Source organism: Nostoc sp. DedQUE05 (assembly GCF_034530955.1).
Classification (GTDB): Bacteria; Cyanobacteriota; Cyanobacteriia; order Cyanobacteriales; family Nostocaceae; genus Nostoc.
This window is the reverse complement of record NZ_JAVRCB010000014.1, coordinates 39817-59247: the sequence shown is the minus strand read 5'-3', so window position 1 is coordinate 59247 and position 19431 is coordinate 39817. Positions and strand designations below refer to the sequence as shown.

19 protein-coding genes are annotated in these 19431 nt (G+C 41.8%); 8 read left to right on the top strand and 11 right to left on the bottom strand.

The genetic code is table 11. The annotated features are described in order from the left end of the window. Positions 1 to 264 precede the first annotated feature (264 nt). The 3 genes from RMZ42_RS12530 to RMZ42_RS12520 are packed head-to-tail and all read right to left on the bottom strand — an operon-like array spanning position 265 to position 2913. Positions 265 to 1029, bottom strand: coding sequence for a pilus assembly protein PilO (locus RMZ42_RS12530; protein WP_322671750.1), 765 nt, complete (start codon positions 1027 to 1029; stop codon positions 265 to 267). Next, the gene (locus tag RMZ42_RS12525) at positions 1026 to 1802 is read right to left on the bottom strand and encodes a PilN domain-containing protein (protein WP_322671749.1); all 777 of its coding nucleotides are present in this window, start codon (positions 1800 to 1802) and stop codon (positions 1026 to 1028) included. Before RMZ42_RS12525 ends, RMZ42_RS12530 begins: the two co-directional genes overlap by 4 nt. 4 nt (positions 1803 to 1806) lie before the next feature. Continuing rightward, positions 1807 to 2913: a type IV pilus biogenesis protein PilM gene (locus RMZ42_RS12520; protein ID WP_322671748.1), complete on the bottom strand. Its 1107-nt coding sequence runs from the start codon at positions 2911 to 2913 to the stop codon at positions 1807 to 1809. 152 nt (positions 2914 to 3065) lie between these two features. On the opposite strand from RMZ42_RS12520, the gene RMZ42_RS12515 reads away from it, so the two are divergent. Then, positions 3066 to 4364 carry a sugar ABC transporter substrate-binding protein gene (locus tag RMZ42_RS12515; RefSeq protein WP_322671747.1) on the top strand — a complete coding sequence of 433 codons (1299 nt, stop codon included), beginning with the start codon at positions 3066 to 3068 and terminating at the stop codon, positions 4362 to 4364. 64 nt (positions 4365 to 4428) lie between these two features. On the opposite strand, the gene RMZ42_RS12510 is transcribed toward RMZ42_RS12515, so the two are convergent. The 3 genes from RMZ42_RS12510 to RMZ42_RS12500 form a co-directional block, all read right to left on the bottom strand. Beyond that, positions 4429 to 5727 carry a folylpolyglutamate synthase/dihydrofolate synthase family protein gene (locus RMZ42_RS12510; RefSeq protein WP_322671840.1) on the bottom strand — a complete coding sequence of 433 codons (1299 nt, stop codon included), beginning with the start codon at positions 5725 to 5727 and terminating at the stop codon, positions 4429 to 4431. Between the two features lie 146 nt (positions 5728 to 5873). After that, on the bottom strand, positions 5874 to 5999 hold the full coding sequence (locus RMZ42_RS12505; RefSeq protein WP_322671746.1) for a photosystem II protein Y: 126 nt from the start codon (positions 5997 to 5999) through the stop codon (positions 5874 to 5876). Positions 6000 to 6241: 242 nt separating this feature from the next. After that, complete coding sequence (locus RMZ42_RS12500) at positions 6242 to 6769, bottom strand: gamma carbonic anhydrase family protein (protein ID WP_322671745.1); 528 nt, start codon at positions 6767 to 6769, stop codon at positions 6242 to 6244. 239 nt (positions 6770 to 7008) lie between these two features. On the opposite strand from RMZ42_RS12500, the gene RMZ42_RS12495 reads away from it, so the two are divergent. The 5 genes from RMZ42_RS12495 to map all read left to right on the top strand — a co-directional run bounded on the left by RMZ42_RS12495 (position 7009) and on the right by map (position 12726). Beyond that, on the top strand, positions 7009 to 7521 hold the full coding sequence (locus RMZ42_RS12495) for a TIGR02652 family protein (RefSeq protein ID WP_292868208.1): 513 nt from the start codon (positions 7009 to 7011) through the stop codon (positions 7519 to 7521). Positions 7522 to 7599: 78 nt separating this feature from the next. Beyond that, positions 7600 to 8046 (top strand): VOC family protein, encoded by a 447-nt coding sequence (locus tag RMZ42_RS12490; RefSeq protein WP_322671744.1) that lies wholly within the window; start codon positions 7600 to 7602, stop codon positions 8044 to 8046. 142 nt (positions 8047 to 8188) lie between these two features. After that, entirely contained in the window at positions 8189 to 11050 is a 2862-nt protein-coding gene (locus RMZ42_RS12485) for a pitrilysin family protein (RefSeq protein WP_322671743.1), read from the top strand. Positions 11051 to 11153: 103 nt separating this feature from the next. Beyond that, entirely contained in the window at positions 11154 to 11678 is a 525-nt protein-coding gene (locus RMZ42_RS12480) for a plastocyanin/azurin family copper-binding protein (protein WP_322671742.1), read from the top strand. Positions 11679 to 11898: 220 nt separating this feature from the next. Further along, a complete protein-coding gene (gene map, locus RMZ42_RS12475) occupies positions 11899 to 12726 on the top strand; it encodes a type I methionyl aminopeptidase (protein WP_322671741.1) in 828 nt (275 codons plus the stop codon). Positions 12727 to 12840: 114 nt separating this feature from the next. Here map and RMZ42_RS12470 read toward each other — a convergent pair whose 3' ends face one another. Continuing rightward, a complete protein-coding gene (locus tag RMZ42_RS12470) occupies positions 12841 to 14319 on the bottom strand; it encodes a hypothetical protein (protein WP_322671740.1) in 1479 nt (492 codons plus the stop codon). A 205-nt stretch (positions 14320 to 14524) separates the two neighbouring features. Between RMZ42_RS12470 and RMZ42_RS12465 the strand changes: the two genes are divergently transcribed. Together RMZ42_RS12465 and RMZ42_RS12460 are read left to right on the top strand one after the other, a co-directional pair. Then, positions 14525 to 15928: an amidase gene (locus RMZ42_RS12465; protein WP_322671739.1), complete on the top strand. Its 1404-nt coding sequence runs from the start codon at positions 14525 to 14527 to the stop codon at positions 15926 to 15928. 2 nt (positions 15929 to 15930) lie between these two features. After that, positions 15931 to 16629 (top strand): Crp/Fnr family transcriptional regulator, encoded by a 699-nt coding sequence (locus RMZ42_RS12460; RefSeq protein WP_322671738.1) that lies wholly within the window; start codon positions 15931 to 15933, stop codon positions 16627 to 16629. Positions 16630 to 16673: 44 nt separating this feature from the next. On the opposite strand, the gene RMZ42_RS12455 is transcribed toward RMZ42_RS12460, so the two are convergent. The 4 genes from RMZ42_RS12455 to RMZ42_RS12440 form a co-directional block, all read right to left on the bottom strand. Then, the gene (locus RMZ42_RS12455; protein ID WP_322671737.1) at positions 16674 to 17165 is read right to left on the bottom strand and encodes a hypothetical protein; all 492 of its coding nucleotides are present in this window, start codon (positions 17163 to 17165) and stop codon (positions 16674 to 16676) included. Between the two features lie 142 nt (positions 17166 to 17307). Then, a complete protein-coding gene (locus tag RMZ42_RS12450; protein ID WP_322671736.1) occupies positions 17308 to 17472 on the bottom strand; it encodes a hypothetical protein in 165 nt (54 codons plus the stop codon). An 83-nt stretch (positions 17473 to 17555) separates the two neighbouring features. Further along, positions 17556 to 18095: a GNAT family N-acetyltransferase gene (locus tag RMZ42_RS12445; protein WP_322671735.1), complete on the bottom strand. Its 540-nt coding sequence runs from the start codon at positions 18093 to 18095 to the stop codon at positions 17556 to 17558. Between the two features lie 171 nt (positions 18096 to 18266). After that, positions 18267 to 19133 carry an aldo/keto reductase gene (locus RMZ42_RS12440; RefSeq protein ID WP_322671734.1) on the bottom strand — a complete coding sequence of 289 codons (867 nt, stop codon included), beginning with the start codon at positions 19131 to 19133 and terminating at the stop codon, positions 18267 to 18269. Positions 19134 to 19431: the final 298 nt, after the last annotated feature.

Sequence of the window (19431 nt, the reverse complement as noted above, 5' to 3'; positions counted from 1 at the left end):
TTATAAAACCTTGTTTACAAACAATTTTGAGTAGGCGCTTAGAAACCACACGCCAATTGCTTATGGGGTTTCCCATTGGCGCTAACCTCTCTTTTTTGAAGAAGATCGCGTTGGCTTAACTACACGAGACTTTGCCCACCTACCCTGCGGAAAGACCAAGGGCGAAAGTGAGTTTCAAAATCCTCAATTATTTCCTTAGTGTGTGGGAAGGGTTTGTCTACGCTTGTGTAGCCGCGAATTCTATTCGTCCTAGCTCTAATTTGACTACTTTTTCGGGGCAGCTTTCGCTGCTGCGGCAATTTCCTCTGGACTAAGTGGCATCAATACCTGTAACTGGAATGATGTATTAATCGCTGCTGGGCCTACCTGCATCGGCGTTTTATCTAATGGGGATCTTGTCTCTGCTGGAGCCAAAGTTGCTTGATAATCTTTAACTATTAACAAAGGTTGTAACCGCTCAATGTTACGAATTATCGATTGTGTTTGTTCATAAGTTGCTGTAATCTCAGCGCTGATCGTACTGCGTTGCAGCTTGCCGTCAACCCCTAGTCCTAGACTTCCATCGGTAATCGGTTCTGGTTTTTGGGAAATCGGCACATATCTCTTCAGTTTGGCTCTTACTGCATTAATAGAAGTTGCACTATTGCCAGACTCAATTAAGCGGTTCAAATCCAACAGTAATGTATCTAAGGTTTTTTCGTTAGCAAATAAACTTAAAACCTGAACTTTTTGCTGCTTTGCCTGTGCTAGTTCGTCTTTAACTTTGTCAATCTGTTTAATATTGGCTTTTTTTTGCTCAATTTGCGCTTGCAGTTCAGAGCTTTTGGCTTGCTGCTGCTGATAGCTTTCCCAAGCTGGCATCAGCAGGTTTAAAAATATATAAGCTGCTCCCGCTAAACCAACTACCCCTACCAAGATCCCAATAATTTTTGGTGTGAAGGCAATACCAAATACTACGGGTGCGGCTGGCGTTGCCTGATCGAATTCCCCACCTTGTTCGGAAAAATTTAAATCATCACTCAGCGTCATTTTGAAATGACTCCTGTTTGTTGCATATTACGAATTCGAGTTACTAACCCCACTGTGCCTTTTTTTTCCAACTCTCGAATTAATTCCGACGCTGGAACGTCGTTCATGCTCGATTGAATAGTGTATTTAACTATTTGAGGTGGCTTAATTACGACATTATTAGAAGATTGACTCGCACTTGATGTTAAGGGAGCATCTACTAACGCTGCTGTCAGAATTCTGGTTTCTGTGGGCTTCAAAAACTGAGATTGTTGTAAACTCAATAAGAAATCATTGACATCATTAAAGGAACGAGCCAATCCGTTAATTTCTAATCCCCCTGCGGGATTATTTGGTGGCTGACCTGCCGCTACTGCAATGGGTGGGATTTGCTTGATATTCTCGATTTGCACTGCCGTTGGGATGCGATCGCGCAAATCTTGCAGCATTGCTGACCAAGGTCGAATTTGGTCAAATACAGTAACTAAAGCTTGGGTTTCCCCTTTAATTGCCTTTGTCTCGTCTTTGATTTTGTTAATATTTCCTATTTCTGTATCTAACCTCTTGCTTTCTTGATCTAGTTGTGCAATCTGACCATCTAATTCAACAATCTTCCCTTGCAGCAACCACCAACCAACTCCAAATAAAACCGGAAGACCTATACCTACTGCAACTCCTACATACAGTAGTGTCAAATCCCCCGTAGGAAGTTTTAGGGCTATTCCTCCTTGTTTCTCTGGCTTTTTCTGGTATGCTGGGCGGTCTTTAAGAAAGTTAACATCTAGGCTGTACATTTTATTACACCTCCCGCATTCCTAGACCTAGTACGATCGCCAAGCCAGAGCGTTGTACCTGTGGATATTTATCAGTGTCAACTTCCAAAGATAAAGACCCAATTGGATCTATTTGGGTAGTTGGCAAACTCAATCGTTGGGTAAAAAATTCATCTAGCTGTTGAAGTCCACCTCCTGGCCCGGCTAATAAAATCTGCGCTACCTCCAAATTTTCACTTTGATTCAGGTAAAAATCGATGGAACGGCGCAGTTCATCCGTTAGTTCTCCCAAGACTCTCAATATGGCAGCCATGCCAGGATCGAGTTCGGTAACGCCAGTTTTACCCCCGTCTATGGGAGTTGCAGGAATAACCATTCCGTGTAACAGTTCCATATCTCGTGATGTAGGTAAGCTCATTGCCCTTGCTAAGGCAGTTTGCATTTGATAAGTCCCGATGGGGACTGTGCGCGAAAATTGCGGCACTCCGTTAACGATGATGGCTATTTCTGTACTATCGAACTCGATATCAACTAGTACTGCTGCTTCTTGCGGCCCAAATTGTCGCAGTTGTTCGCGAATAGTCCGAATTAGAGCAAAACTGTTAATTTCTAAAACATCAATTTGTAATCCTGCCTGCTCGAAGGTACTTATATAGGTATCTGTAATCTCCTTGCGGGTGGCAACTAGGAGTACGTGTACTTTTTCAATGCCATCTTCATCTACAAAATACCCAAGTTTCTGATAATCTACATCAGCCTCTTCACGAGGATAAGGTAAATACAAACCTGCTTCATGGTTCAGCACCATTTCTCGCAGTTCTTTATCGTCTAACTCTGCTGGTACTGGTATAATCCGAACGATAGAATCTCGTCCTGGGACACCAGTAGCAACGCGAGAAGTTTTGATTTTGCTCTCAGCTAGCGCCTGCTGAATTAATTGCGCCATTGCTGGAGGGTCGCTGATTTGACCATCGGTAACTATCCCTTCTGGAACTGCTACCGATGTATAGATTTCTAGTTTCAAGCCTTGACCCTGCTTGCGTAGCTGAACTACATTCACCCGTTCGGGAGCAAGTTCAATGCCTACCCCTTTCTTCGATTTGCCAAACAGACTATTGAAGCTTTTTACCACAGTTGTGCCCGCTGGACTGCTAAATTGAAAATTTAAATTTGTTGCAGTAAAGGCGTTATATATTACGTCTTTATGGGTAATTTATTTAGCCTATAATCTCAACAATTCTGTCTAAGCTTTTCACACCGATCAAGCGTAAAAATACTGGGAAAATGATTCAATTGCGAAAATTTAAACAACTTGTTGCTTTTGTACTGCTTGGCTTATTAACCAGTTGGATTGTAAGTTGCAGTACAGGTAATGTTAATACAAGTACAAAACAAGCTACTTCAGGAGCGGGAACTGTTGAGTTTTGGACAATGCAACTCCAACCTCAATTTACCGACTACTTCAAAAGCCTAATTGCGAATTTTGAATCGCAAAATCCAGGTATAAAGATTAACTGGGTCGATATACCTTGGGCAGCAATGGAGAACAAAATATTAACAGCTGTCTCCGCAAAAACGCCACCTGATGTAGTTAACTTGAATCCGGGTTTTGCTTCCCAACTTGCCGGACGAAATGCCTGGTTAGATTTAGATGCGAAAGTCCCGAATGATGTACGTTCCTCCTATTTACCGAATATCTGGAAAGCAAGCACGCTTAATGGTAAGAGTTTTGGGATTCCCTGGTATCTCACCACACGGTTAACCATTTATAACACTGATTTATTAAAACAGGCAGGTATCAATAAAGTCCCCGTAACCTACGCAGAGTTGGCACAAGCCGCGCAACAAATTAAAGACAAGACGGGGAAATATGCCTTTTTTGTAACTTTCGTACCGCAAGATTCTGGTGAAGTGTTGGAATCTTTCGTGCAAATGGGAGTCACTCTCATAGATGCTGAAGGTAAAGCGGCGTTTAATTCAGCACAAGGAAAAGCTGCGTTTCAGTATTGGGTAGACTTGTATAAAAAAGGTTTGCTTCCTAAAGAGGCTTTAACTCAAGGACATCGCCACGCGATCGATTTATACCAATCTGGAGAGACTGCGTTTCTAGCTTCTGGGCCAGAGTTCCTGAAAACGATCGCTAATAATGCCCCCAAAATTGCTCAAGCTTCGGAAATAGCACCTCAACTCACTGGTGACACAGGTAAGAAGAACGTCGCGGTGATGAACATAGTTATTCCTCGCGATAGCAAACAACCAGATGGCGCTGTGAAGTTTGCTTTATTTGTCACCAATGACGAAAATCAGTTAGCCTTTGCTAAAGCTGCAAATGTTCTGCCTTCTACAATCAAAGCATTGTCTGATAGTTACTTTAAAGATGTTTCAGCTAATGCTTCAACAATAGAAAAAGCACGAGTAATGAGTGCTCAAGAACTGCCAAAGGCAGAAATATTGACCCCGACATTGAAGGATTTTAATAAACTGCAAAAGGCAGTTTACGAAAACTTGCAAGCAGCAATGTTAGGGGAGAAAACTGTAGATAAAGCTGTAGAAGATGCGGCGCAAGAGTGGAATCAGAGGTAAATTCGTAATTCGTAATTCGTAATTCGTAATTCGTAATTCGTAATTCGTAATTCGTAATTCGTAATTATGATTTATGAAATATATTGGTGGTTGCTAAAAAGTCGCCGATTAAATAAAGGGAACCACACAAAACGATTAAATCGTCTGTGGTAGCGGTTGAGGTTGCAGCTGCTAGTGCTGTGAATAAATCTGGATGGATTCGGCGATCGCTTAATTCGGGACAGAGGCTGTAAGCTAGATTTGATAAGTAGTCTAGATCCGCAGAAGTTCTTCCGGGCCAGGGTTCTACTGGTATTGGCACTAAATAAAGGCGATCGCCTGGTCGCAGTAATGCGGTAAAAATATCAGCATGATCCTTATCGGCAAACATTCCCACAATCCAATTGACGGGCTTATGGTTAACTGAGTCTAAGCTATCAACATATTGGCGAAGAACTTGAGCGGCGGCGGTATTATGAGCGCCATCAAGTAATAATTTATGGTTGTTCCAAGTAATCCATTGCATCCGCCCTGGCCATTTAGTTTTGGCCATGCCGTTAATTATGGCTTCTTCTGAAATCTGCCAACCCTGTTGTTGGAGAATTTCTAAAGCAGCTATTGCCAAAGCTGAATTAGTTAACTGAATTTGTCCCGCTAACGGCAAAGGGTATTTAATTAAGTTTGAATTTTGAATAGTTTGATATTCTGCCCATCCTGTAGCGATTTCACGGGCGGGTTGAGGTGTAAAAATTGGACATTGTAATTTTAAGGCGCGCGATCGCACCACTTGGTCTGCCTCTGGTGGTAATGGCCCAACCACAACGGGACATCCAGGTTTGAGAATACCTGCTTTTTCTCCAGCAATGTCAGCGACAGTAGGGCCAAGTTGTTGCCAGTGTTCCCGGCTAATGGAAGTAATGAGTGTAACCAAAGGTTCCAAGCAGACATTGGTTGCATCTAAGCGCCCTCCCAGTCCGACTTCTACCACAGCTACATCAACTTGCTGCCGAGCAAAATATAACCAAGCAGCCGCCGTAATTACTTCAAACTGAGTTGCCGATTCGTCCTGATGACGAATAACCGCTTGGACTTTTTCTAATAATTGACTCAATTCCTCAGAGGAAATTTGCTGCTCGTTCAGACAAATACGTTCCGTCCAATCAACTAGATGGGGTGAAGTGTAGCGTCCTGTACGATAACCAGCCTCTGTGAGTACTGAGGAAATATAGGCACAGACAGAACCTTTGCCATTAGTGCCAGCAACATGAATTACCGGGACTTGGTGATGGGGATTGCCGAGATTTGCCAATAGGTTGACAATGCGATCGAGTCCCAAATGAACACCAAAGCGTTGCAGGGGTTGTATTACAGAATCGATATCCAAGGAATGGGAGTAGGGAGTGGAGACAAGGGGACAAGGGGACAAGGGGACAAGATGAATAATCAATGCTCAATACTTCGGCTTCGCGGTAGTTGAGCGCAGTCGAAACTCAGTACAAGTACCCCGTGCCCCATGCCCCATTAATGAATTTAAGCTTCTCTATCGAAAAAGCCTTGAAATTGTCTTAAAGCCGCAGCGCCAATATTAAACACTGCCCAACTAGCAGCAATGACTACTGGTGCTAAAACGATCGCTATACGAAAATCGATATCCATATCTAAGAACCCCTCTTTTAAGTAGAAATTAAAGTTTTGTCAACAGCTCTCATTTTTATTTTTAGCTGAAGTGGGCAATTTTTCCAAATCCAAATGTAAAGAATGTTTAAATTATGGGGTATTGAGCATTGGGCATTGGGCATTGGGCATTGGGCATTGGTTATTAATTCTTCTCCCCCTGCCTCCCCTGCCTCCCCTGCTCCCCTGCCCCTCTGCCCCCCTGCCTCCCTACTCCCTACTCTCTAAGCCTTGCTAAAACCAATATCAGTACCCTTACCAGCATGAACTAAAGCTAACTTTTGGTAACGTTTAGCGTGTTCAATCAGTTCTGCGGCTTCAACATCTGTTACTTGCCGTAATACTTTACCTGGAATACCGACAACTAATGACAAAGGCGGTACATTTTTAGTTACCACTGCGCCAGCACCAATAATGCTTCCAGCGCCCACTCGTACCCCATCTAAAATCACTGCGCCAATGCCAATCAAACTTCCACGCTCAATGTAAGCAGAATGTACTACAGCGCGATGCCCTACGGTAACATGATCTTCTAAAATTGTTGGAAAACCAGCGTCACCATGTAGAATTGCACCATCTTGAATATTGGTACATTCGCCAATTTCAATTCGTTCTACATCTCCCCTCACCACTGCTCCATACCAAATGCTCACTCCTGTTGCTATATTTACCGAACCCATAACAACAGCATTGTCCGCAATGAAGGCAGCTTGAGAAAAATCAGGAGATGTCCAGTAAGAAGCGGTAGACACGATAGAATATGAATATGGTACCCAGGAACACTGGAGAAACACCAACCTTTGAGGCTGGTTGCACAACCAGGATATCACAGCGTCAAGCCTCTACGCTGAGGAAAACACTAGTGAACAATGTTCCTGCCGCAACACCGTGTCTATGCAGCAGCGAGCAAGTAACCCAAAGTGGTTGAGCCGAAGTGTATAATCCAACCCACTAGTGCTGGTGAAGACAAAACTATGTTTGTACGCACTTCATGATGAATCCAGGTTTGCAGTACCCGATGTTTGGGCCGGAAATACAGTGTCCCCATTGTCGCCAGACTATTCCGGCGTTGACACTCACAGATACCTATCTGTGTCCGCGTCATGGCGCGTTTGAAGCTAATCCTAAAAATGGAGAGTTAATCCATTTGCAATCGGGGCGTCATTGGCGGAGATGGAATAATGAATGGTATAGACAACATACTCATCCTGATGGTATTCGCTTTGAAATTCACGAAGCATTAGACAAGCTCTATACCCAAGGTTTTCGAGCAACACGAGTGATTATTGCTCGACGCTATCAGGAATTAATGAGTGGCTACTTAGAACGCAGCACGCCTTGGCGTTCTGGACAACCAGAAGCTACTGCGGCACGTTTGTACGGTTTACCCGTGGAGTTTAGCCCTGATACCTCAGATGATGCCTGTTGGGAAGTGATTAATTTTGACTTGGAAAAAGAGCCTGGTGTCCCTGTACGCTACCCTTATTTCAGGTTGTTTGAGTAATGGTCATTTGTCATTAGTCATTTGTCATTAGTGAATAACAAAGGACAAATGACTAAGGACTAAGGACTAAGGATTAATATGCACCACGCTTCTATTCGGACTGCGAATATTCATCGAGCGATCGCTTTCTACGAACTTCTAGGGTTTACAATCTCAGAACGCTTTACCACAGGCTACACCCTAGCTTGCTGGATGGAAGGATTGGGCGGCAGCAGAATTGAACTGATCCAAATTCCCGAACCAAAGCCAGCCCCAGACGCGTTTGCTGACGAACATTATGTAGGGTATTATCATCTCTCGTTCGATTTAACAGAGATTACACCAGATTTACCTAGCTGGTTGACAAATTTGCAAGAATGTGTATTATTGGCGGCTGAGAGTCAAACCGAAGGATTAGAACCGTTGAAGGTGCTTTTAGAACCGACACAACAGCAAATAGGCGATCGCATTTACGAAGTGGCTTTCATCGCCGATACTGATGGCTTACCTCTGGAATTCATTCGGATTTTAGCAAAACTCTCGTAATTCAGCTTTTTTATTAGCTTTGTTGCTAATATATTTTTTTTCTGTATTGTTACTGAAGTCACAGATTTTTTCGTCAGATTAGAGTGTAGTCATTCTTAAAAATAACTATGTAACTTAATTTACAGATAAATCTGCTAAATACATGTATGGATTTTCCAAATTTTATTCTAAATTTTATAAATATCCCTTGCCGATATTACTTTTAAGTTTATGGCTAGTAGCTGTTTTTTTGTTGAGCGATCGACCTGCTCATAGCCAACATCCAGTTATATTTACTAACAAAGAAAAATATCAGTCAACCTTGCTAGCAAAAAGAATAATGCCCTCAACACTGACAGAAAATGTCCGCAAGACAGTACTAGAGAATGGTCTAACTGTCCTGACAAAGGAAGTGCATACTGCGCCAGTGGTGACGGTGCAAGTGTGGTACAAGGTTGGCTCGCGTAACGAAGAACCAGGCGTGAATGGCATTGCCCACCAGCTAGAACACATGATGTTTAAAGGTACAAAAAACCGTCCAATTCAATTTGGACGTTTGTTTAGTGCTTTAGGTAGTGATTCTAATGCTTTCACCAGCTACGATCAAACTGCATATTACGGTACTGTGGAACGAAACAAGCTGAAAGCGCTCTTGGTGCTGGAAGCAGACAGAATGCGAAATTCCCAGATTGAGCCGGAGCAATTAGCCAGTGAAAAGCGGGTAGTAATTTCCGAGTTACAGGGTTACGAAAATAGTCCAGAATATCGCCTCAACCGCGCCGTTATGCAAGCGGTGTTTCCCAATCATGCTTATGGGTTGCCTGTAGGTGGCACCAAAGCTGATGTCGAGAAATTTGAAGTTGAGCAGGTAGAAAAATATTACCGCAATTTTTACAGTCCCGATAATGCCGTCTTAGTGATTGTTGGAGATTTTCAAACTGCAAATGCTCTTGAAACAATTAAAGAAGTGTTTGGTAAATTACCAAAAAAAGTTAGGAGTGAGGAGCTAGGAGTTAGGAGTGAGGAGTTAGAAGTTAGCAGTAAAAATACTTTTACCCCATCTACCTCACTCAGCACTCCCATCGTATTGCGAGAACCGGGAGCAGGGCGGCTGTTACAAGTTGTGTATCTGTTACCGGATGCAAACCAACCGGATGTCCCGGCGCTGGATGTGATGGATTACATCTTGACAGAAGGACGGAATTCTAGACTTTATCAGGCATTGGTGGAATCAGGTTTAGCTAGTGAACTTACAGCATCCGTTACCAGTTTGCGAGAATCTGGCTGGTATGAGTTGTTGGTAACGGCTGGAGCTAAACAAGATTTGAAAAAAATTGACTCAATGTTGAGTAGTGCGATCGCCAATGTAGCAGAAAAAGGTGTGACATCTGAGGAAGTAGAACGAGCCAAAACTCAATTAACAGCAGATGTAATTTTGAGTAACCGTGATATAACTTCTCAAGCAATCCGATTGGGCACTGATGAGACAACTGTTGGTGATTATCGCTACACAGACCGCTATTTGGCAGCTGTTCGTTTGGTGAAGCCGACGGATGTTGTTGCTGTGATTAACAAATATCTGACAAAAGAAGCGCGGACAGTTGGCTTTTTTGAACCAACCCAGAAGCGGATAACAGAAGTTGCTGACAAACCAGACTCAGCCCAAACTACAGAAAACTTCTCTCCTGGCGTACCCGTGCTTTTTTCTGAGGTGATAAAGTACTTACCGTCGGCGGATTTGGCTACAGATGCGATTGCCCAAGTCTTACCCCAGGAATTTAAATTGACTAACGGATTGCGGATATTACTGTTACCCGATCGGAGTACTCCTACCGTTACCTTGAGCGGTTATATTCAAGCTGGGACGGAATTCGATCCAGAGAATAAAGCCGGATTGGCTGCTTTTGTGGCAGATAATTTGCTAAATGGTACTAAGAGCAAGGATGTTTTAACTATTGCTAAAGTCTTAGGAGAACGAGGGGTAAGTCTAGACTTTCAAACCTACCGCGAAGGTGTACATATTGAAGGTGATAGTTTAGCAGATGATTTGCCAATACTCCTAGAGATATTAGCAGATGTTGTGAAGAATAGTACCTTTCCTAGCAAAGAGTTAGAACTGCATCGTCAACAAACTTTAACTGATTTGCAACAGGAATTAGATGAGCCATCAGAAGTAGCCAGAAGAGTATTTGTTCAGTCAATTTATCCGAAAAAACACCCCTTACATACCTTCCCGACAGAGGAGAGTTTACAGCAGATTCAGCGCCAGGATGTGATTGATTTCAAAGCTAAACATTATCGCCCAGATACAACAGTGCTAGCGCTGGTGGGAGATTTCGATCTAGACAAAGTGCGATCGCTGATTAAAAATAAGTTGGGAGACTGGGAAGTTAGCGGCCAAGCACCCACATTAAAATATCCCCCGGTGGCAATGCCGCAGAAAATTGTCAGTGTCAACCCAGTTTTACCAGATAAAACCCAAGCTGTAACTTATATGGGTTACACAGGCATTAACCGTTACGATCCTCGGTTTCATGCAGCCTTAGTATTAAACCAGATATTGGGAGGCGATACCTTATCTAGTAGACTAGGTGCAGAAGTGCGCGATCGCCAAGGTTTGAGCTATGGAATTTATAGCTCCTTCCAAGCTCTTAAGAATGCAGGGACATTTTTGATTGAGATGCAGACTAGTCCTGAAGATAGCAGTAAAGCGATCGCTAGTACCCGCCAAATACTACAACAAATCCATCAACAAGGTGTCACGGCACTGGAAGTTGAAACAGCTAAACACACCCTTATCAGCAACTACAACGTTTCCCTAGCAAACCCAGAGGAATTAACAGATAGAATTCTGATGAATGAGGTGTATGGACTAGATAAAGTAGAATTACACTCCTTCACTGATAAAATCCAGAAAGTTACTCTTGCCCAAGTTAACCAAGCGGCTCGTGAGTTACTCCACCCAGATCAAATCGTAGTCGTTACTGCTGGGCCATCTGTGTTAGCAGAGAAAAGTATTAGGTAGAAATAGGCACTGAGCATGGATAATATAAAGAATAGGTAAAGTGGTTTTCCCCGTTCCCTATTAATTGTTATTGCTCATCAGCATTGCCTTTTGAGAATTAGTGATGAAAATTTATAACTATTTTTACGAAATTGTAATTAAATCCCTTACTTTCACAATTCATACTTGGGTACAAATATTACGGTGTAACTACGTGATATTAACGTTACTTCTAGCTCTAAATTTCATCGCTGCTACTCCAGCAATGGCGGCGAATAAGTCTTTTGATTTGCTCAAGCAACCAGCCACAGAAATTACAGTTAGCTTGGGTAATGCGGCTAACGACCTCAAATTTGAGCCAAATCATTTGGAATTTGAGGTTGGTAAACGTTATCAACTACGGCTTAATAATCCCAGCCAACTGAAACACTATTTTACTGCTAAAGATTTTGCCGATGGCATCTGGACACAAAAAGTTGAAGCAGGCAAAGTAGAAATCAAAGGAGCCATTCACGAACTGGAACTCAAACCCAGTGCTGAAGCCGAATGGGTATTTGTGCCCTTGAAATCTGGTACTTATGGCTTACGTTGTACAATACCAGGACATACAGAAGCGGGTATGATTGGAGAAATTGCCATCAAAAATTAAAAATAATTGAGATAAATACAACATTTCATGAAATTCTCTGCGTACCTTTGCGCTTAACTTTGCGCCCCTTTGCGTTTAAATTTGAAACCTCAATTCACCACAATTTTAGACTAAACTGTACTAACTCCCATAGTGTTAAATTATAGATATTATTTCTCAATTAATCTAGAGAAAGCATTCATACTTCAGCGTCACAGCCACCAGTAATTATTAATTTCCCATGAACATTTTCAGTAACTTACTTTCTCAAGCGACTCAGCCTGCACCTGCGAAAAAACAGCGCCGAGGAATTGAAATTAAATCGCCGCGTGAAATAGAAATCATGCGGCAATCATCGGCAATTGTCGCAACTGTCCTCAAAGAAATTTCCGAGCTAGTAAAGCCAGGAATGACAACAGCTGATTTGGATGCTTATGCAGAAAAACGCATCCGCGAAATGGGTGCAACACCGAGTTTTAAAGGATATCACGGTTTTCCGGGTTCTATCTGTTCCAGTATTAATAATGAAGCAGTACATGGCATTCCTAGCCCCAAAAAAGTGATTCGCGTCGGGGATGTATTAAAAGTAGATACGGGTGCTTATTACCAAGGCTTTCATGGTGATTCTTGCATTTCAATTGCTGTCGGTGAAGTGACGCAAGAAGCTGCTAAATTAATTCGCGTAGCAGAAGAAGCTTTATATAAAGGCATTGAACAAGTAAAGGCTGGTGTATACCTACTTGACTTAGCTGGAGCAATTGAAGATCATGTGAAATCTAACGGCTTTAGTATAGTTGAAGAGTTTACTGGACACGGTGTCGGTCGTAACCTGCATGAAGAACCTTCAGTATTCAACTACCGTACTCGTGAGATGCCAAATGTTAAACTCCGGGCAGGGATGACGCTGGCAATTGAGCCAATTTTAAACGCGGGTTCCAGACACACACGAACATTATCTGACCGTTGGACAGCAGTCACTATGGATAATTCTTTGTCGGCTCAGTTTGAGCATACAGTTTTGGTGACAGAGACTGGTTATGAGATTTTGACTGACCGTTCTAAGCTGTAATTGTCAGTTGTAATTATCTGTTGTTGAGAGGTGAAGCGTTGAAAAAGGACGATTTACCTCTTTATTTATTCAATAACTGCTATATAGTAATATTATCTAATTTTCATCAATGATTTAGGACTGCTGATTAGTCGCCGCATAGTTAGTTTTATAAATAGAAAGCATCTCTTTAGCTTGTACAGAGACAGATGTACTCTCTGGAATAGCTTGTAATAAATTAATTGCTTGTTGCCACTTATCTTGTGCTTGCTGACGACTTAATTGTGAATGAGGTGAATTTTGAACAAATAAATTAGCTTCTGTTGCTAGCTTGTGAGCTGATTCTAAGTTTGCTACAGCTTTCTTTTCAATTAGCACTCTTTGACTGATAAATTTATAGTTAATTTGATAGTAAGCTAATTTCTTCTTTGCCCGATCATAAACTGATGTTTTATCAGGAATACTATCTAACAAAATTATTGCCTGATACCATTTGGTTTCTGCTTGTTGCCAGACTTTTAGAGGATGCGGTGGCTTTTGAACTAGAGAAGCAGCCTCCATACCAAGTTTTTGAGCAGATTTAAAGTTGGCGATGGCTGCGCCATCGTCTGCGACGATCGCACTTCCTTCTTGAGTTAAACTTAGACTTTGTTCTCTAATTTTCAAACCAGCAAAAGTTAAGATTAATAAACTTGAAGCGATAATCAAAGCTGAACGTATTATTTTTGGTGTTGAAAACTTTGTTAATATTCCTACTTCCTGGCTACTAGTTGTTTCTCTACTACTTTCCTGTTCAATGTTTTTCAGGGCTTGTTCTCCCTGTTGAGTTAAAGTATTACCCCTAATAATTAAAGCAGCAATTTGTTCTTGGAAAGAATCACAATCATTGAGAATATCTGTCAATTCTTGAAATTTTCCCTCACTCGATATAATTAATTCGTGGTCATCGTCTAACCACTCTAAAGCGAAACCAGATTTACCATAAAAAGCTGAGACACCTAATAAAATATTTAATAAGCTACGACTATTTTTAATAGTATCAAAAATATAATTTAATTTTTGCTGTAACTGTAAGAGTTGTGTTTGATAATCGCCAATTTTTTCAATTTGATGTTTTAAAATATTAGATTTAGCCAAGGCTAAGTCAATTTGTAAGCTGTCATTCAAGGTTTGAAATTCATTAGATATACTTAAATTAAGAATATCAGAATTTAGTTGATTTACTAATTGAATGTCGCTAAGAATATCAGCAGCTATCGCTTGTAAAAAATAACCCCATTCAATCCAATCATCAATTTTTGATTGTAAATCAGTTAATGAAATTTTAGTTTCTGAGTTTCCAAACTTTTCTGCGCTCGCTGGCTCGACTAATCCCAAATTAGGTATAAATAAAGTAGCTGCTGCGCTCAATGGAGGAAGTGTAGCGATCGCAGAATTCTTAGTGCGCTCGAATCTCAATTCCTGAGCGATTATTTTTTTAATACTCCGTAGCTGTTCCTGAGCATTATTGATTAAGATAATTTGTTCCATAATTTGATTAGAATCACCAATAGTCAGTTTTAAATTTTGAATTAGTGTTGGCAATTTACTAACAAGTATTTCTAGGTTAGCCATAAATACCCCTTGGGGATTTGTCGAAAGTTTATGCAGAACAATTAAAATAGCTTGAGTAATACAACCACGTTTATTGCATCTGAGCATCCTAAACAAGTCACAAATCTTAGGAGCTATAAAATTTATAGTTCCCGGAAATCCTGCTAAAGTAACAATTTCAGTTTAAAAATCCCAGAGAAAGACAAAATTACCCATTCACTAACCTATGAATGAAGTTGATTTAGCATTTACCCCAGCACTAGAGTTGGCGCAATTAATTCGTCGCCGGGAAATATCACCGCTAGAGTTGGTAGAAATATATTTAGAAAGGATTGGGCAATTAAATCCCCAATTAGGAAGTTATTTTACGGTGACGGCAGAGTTAGCGATCGCAGATGCCAAGGCCAAAACAGAATTATTAACAACTACCTCAGAACTACCGCCATTTTTTGGCGTACCGATTTCCATTAAAGACCTCAATGCTGTAGCAGGTGTTACCTGTACTTATGGAAATCCGGCATTACTGAACAATATCCCTAACTATGATGATGGGGTTGTAACGCGGATTAAGCAAGCTGGATTTACTATTCTTGGTAAAACAGCCACTTCCGAATTAGGTTCTTTTCCCTACAGCGAACCTATGGGTTTTCCCCCAGCCAGAAATCCGTGGAATTTAGAATACACCCCTGGCGGTTCCAGTGGTGGCGCGGCGGCGGCGGTAGCGGCGGGACTGTGTGCGATCGCTCAAGGTTCTGATGGCGGTGGTTCAATTCGCGGGCCTGCGGCTTGTTGTGGTTTAGTGGGACTTAAACCATCCAGAGGCAGAGTGAGTAAAGCACCCGTAGGCGAACGCCTCGCTGGAATTGCCGTCAACGGGCCGATCGCCCGCACTGTTGCTGATGCTGCTGCCCTTTTGGATGCCATATCTGGTTACATGACAGGCGATCCTTACTGGTTGCCAGATCCCGAACCATCATTTCTCGCCGCCACTCAGACAAAACTCGGTGCTTTGCGAATTGCCTTTGACACTAGCATTTCTCCTTTGGGAGAAGCTGACGTTAACTGTCAGCAAGGTGTCCGCGAAACAGTCCAGTTGTTAGAACAACTCGGCCACCACGTTGAACAAAAATCCCCAGATTTTAGTAGTTTAGTTGAACCATTTCAAATCGTTTGGCAAGCTGGGGTAGCCGCATCGGGACTTCCTGCTGAAGCTTTGCAGCCATTAAATCGCTGGCTATTTGCACGTACAGGTTCCGTTGGAGAATACTTGCAAGCAGTTTCTCAAATGCAGATAGTAGCACGTCAAATTGTGGCGTTTTTCGATACCGTGGATGTGCTGGTATTGCCAGTTTATCTACATTCACCTATCCGCGTTGGGGAATGGGCTTCGCTCAGTCCAGAAGAAACATTCCAAAATATTATTGAGTGGGTTGCTCCTTGTCCGCCTGCGAATGCAACTGGACAACCTGCGATCGCAATTCCTGTCGGCTTTGATAATCAAGGTTTACCCATCAGTGTACAGCTAATTGGTAAACCTGCCGCTGAAGCCACAATCATCAGCCTAGCAGCACAATTAGAAGCGGCTAATCCTTGGATTCATCATCGTCCAGCCTGGGCAATATCAGGCTGATCGTGCAAGCGTCCCTGGAACAACTTTCACAAATTATCGTGTTTGCGGGTTTAAAAACGGCAGAGAAGATCGGTTTACAAGCTTACACTCAGGTACAAGGCTATCGCAAAGGAGAGATTATTCTCCATGAAGGCGATCGTTTACCAGCAAAACTCTACGCTGTTGTCAATGGATCGATTCAAGTTACTAAAACAGCAACAACGGGGAAAGAAACAATTCTCCGTGCGTTAGCTGCTGGGGAAATTTTTGCGGCTCCTGCTTTGTTGGGAAATGGAATTTCTCCGGCAACTGTCACTGCTGAATCTGATTGTGAAATCCTCACTGTAGAGCGAGATGCTTTATTAAAAGCTATTGGCGAAAATCCTGAAATTGCCTTACGAATGCTGATGGTTTTTAACAGTCGGATTCAGCAATTACATCAAACAGTCCACGGATTAGTTTCTGAAAGAGCGATTGTTCGCCTTGCGAGATTAATTCAATATTTTGCTGCTGAATCGGGAACTGAATCTACTTCACAAGGCGAGTGTTTAAAAGTTAAATTATCTTATTATCGGATGGCTCGAAGTAGCGGCATTACTTACGAAGAATGCGTGCGATTAATTAAAAGTCTCAAGTCAGTAATTGTTTATCATCGTGGTGGGACAATTACTATACTTGATACTGAGAAATTAGATGCGATCGCATCTGGAGATATAGATTAGTAGTGGCGCACAGATGTGCGCCACTACACGCGGGAGACAGCAATTCAGACTGCTACAGCTGCTCTATCTTGTTCGCGTGCAGCCACAACTAAAACTAGACATAGAGCTGCGATCGCTTTTTGCCATTCCTGCCTAACTTGCGCATCTTCGACACCTTCAAACAACCCTACCAAGCGGGGAATAGAAGCTTCTAAAGCCAGACGAGGTACTGGACGGTGCAACTCAACTAAATGAGTTAAACTTTCTTGATTATGGACAAAACCAATTACCCATCTTGTAGTGTGATCGGGACTATCAGGAACCCGTTTGACTCCCAACTCATTTTTTAACCAGTTGTAAAAAGGTGGTAATTCCTTAGCTAAAACTCCTCCGGCGGTGGGTAAAGTTTCCTTAAGTAAACTGGTATCTAAGCTGTTTAATTCTTGTTGCAATCCAGGTGAATTGAGAACTTCAGTTAAAGGTTGTGATAGTATTTCTTCCAACTGAGTTTCAGAAAAGTTCAAATTTTGAGCAAAAGTTAAAAGTAGCGATCGCATTTTTTTTAGACTCCAAAATTAATTAAGTTTTCGCTGTGACTTTCTCTGAGAGGGTGAGCAAAAATGTCAGGTTTTCTTCAATTTTTCAAGCATCAGATTAGTAGATATCAAGACAAAAACACCAATTCATAAGATTTTCGGATTATGAACTGTAAATAAAAGCTGATAATCTTCCAGGCTGAAAGTTTGCCCGCTGAGATAATTTCTCTGTAGCTATTCGTCTACGAGAATGCAGATACTTTTTACCCGCTGCTGCTAATGCTTCGTGTTCTGTAGCTGTTTGAAAATAGAGGATAGGGTTGATCATCTGTGCGACCCTCTGAACTTGTCTTATCCTCAATTTCTCAGTAATTTATGATATTGTCTCTGAGGTAGCTCATAGAAGCGATATTAATTCGCTTGCCACTCATGCTCAAGGATCGCGTAAAGAAAGTTGTCGTACCATCTGCCTTTGATTAACTCTTTTTCCCGCAGATGACCTTCACGACGCATACGAATTTTTTCTAATACCTTTACAGAAGCAACATTTTCTGAAACACACCAAGACCAGATACGATGCATTCTCAATTCTTCAAAGCCAAACTTTAAAATTGCCTGTGCTGCTTCCGTTGCATAACCTTGTCCCCAATATTGAGTATTTAGTTCATAGCCGATATTTGCTTCCCGCATTTCTGGGTCATTTACACGAATACCACAATTGCCAATTAGCCGATTTTCTTCTTTGAGGACAACAGCTAACTGAAACTTAGTCCGAGGTTGCTCTTTTTGCTGATTGATAAACATCTGGATAAACTCGCAAACATCGTTCTGTGTGCGTTGTGTCCAGTAGTTATAACGCAAGTACAAAGGATCGGATTGATAGGCAAAAACCGCCTGCCAATCTGCCTCTACAAAGTCACGCATTAGCAAGCGGTGTGTTTCTAATATCATGTCTTTTTTGATAGGCAATTTCTACCATATTTATATTAGCCAGTGGAATGATTGGCGTTACTGAATTCAGGTAGGAAAATGCTTTTGCATGATTTCAAAATCTTTGTAAAAACGTTACATAGCAACGTCTTTACACGCAGATTCATAGATTGAATTAGTAACGCCGAATAATTAAGTTGCCCGATCGATTTTTTGCACTTCTTCGTCAGATAATTTCACGTTGATAGCACGTGTTGAGTCTTCAATGCTGGAAACCTTGCTAGCACCAGGAATAGGCAAAATAATAGGCGACTTGGAACGCAACCACGCCAAAACGATATTATACACCGACACGCCTTTTTCTTTAGCTAATTTAGCGATCGCAGAAATATCTTGCAAATCCTGATGGCGACGCCTACCACCAAAGGGACTCCAAGGTAAAAAGGTCAATCCCTGCTGTTCGCAATATTCTAATACGCCGTCATTTTCTGGCTGTCGCTGCCAAGGGCTGTATTGATTTTGCACCGAAACAATATCGACGATATCCCGCGCCCGCTTAATTTGTTCAACGGAAAAGTTAGAAACTCCTACAAACCGAATCAAACCAGCCTCCACTGCTTCTTTAACTGGCGTAAGAGATTCTTCAATGGTGTAATTAGGATCGGGAGAATGGTATTGCCAAACATCGATGGGTTTAGCACTGCCCAAAGCCTCAAAACTGGCTCGAATTGTTTGGCGCAAATGTTCTGGGTTGCCGTTGTTTGTCCAGTTGCCATTGGGACGCATCAACCCGCCCTTAGTTGCTACAATCACTTGGCTAACATCGCCTTTGTAACTACTAAGTGCTTTGTGAATTAGCTGCTCATTGTGGTGCTTATCTGACTCATCTTTGCAGTAAGAATCGGCTGTGTCAATAAATGTAATACCCAAATCCAAAGCCCGATGGATAACTTGGATTGATTCCGATTCAGGAGGACGATTAGCAATTGACATCGGCATACCACCCAAACCAATCGCACTTACAAAGATACCAGTTTTTCCTAGCTGTTTGGTTTCCATGCTTTTAGCTATAGCTTTCTGCCCCAATTATCTATCAGTTAGTTATTCATCAGAAATCCTCCCTAGTACTTAGACTTGAGGATAAGTGAATGTAATTCTTCTTTCTGCTATGTGTGACATACCACATTATTTGACAGATAAACGACGATTTACTCTAACTTATACTTAATAAAGATGATTGACATGAAATTTTTAATTTCATTTTCTAAAAGTCATCTTTGATTGGGTCTTAGAGGTTGTTTGAAAAGTGGTTGGCTGTGATTAAAATTACCCCCCTTAATCCCCCCGATACATTGGG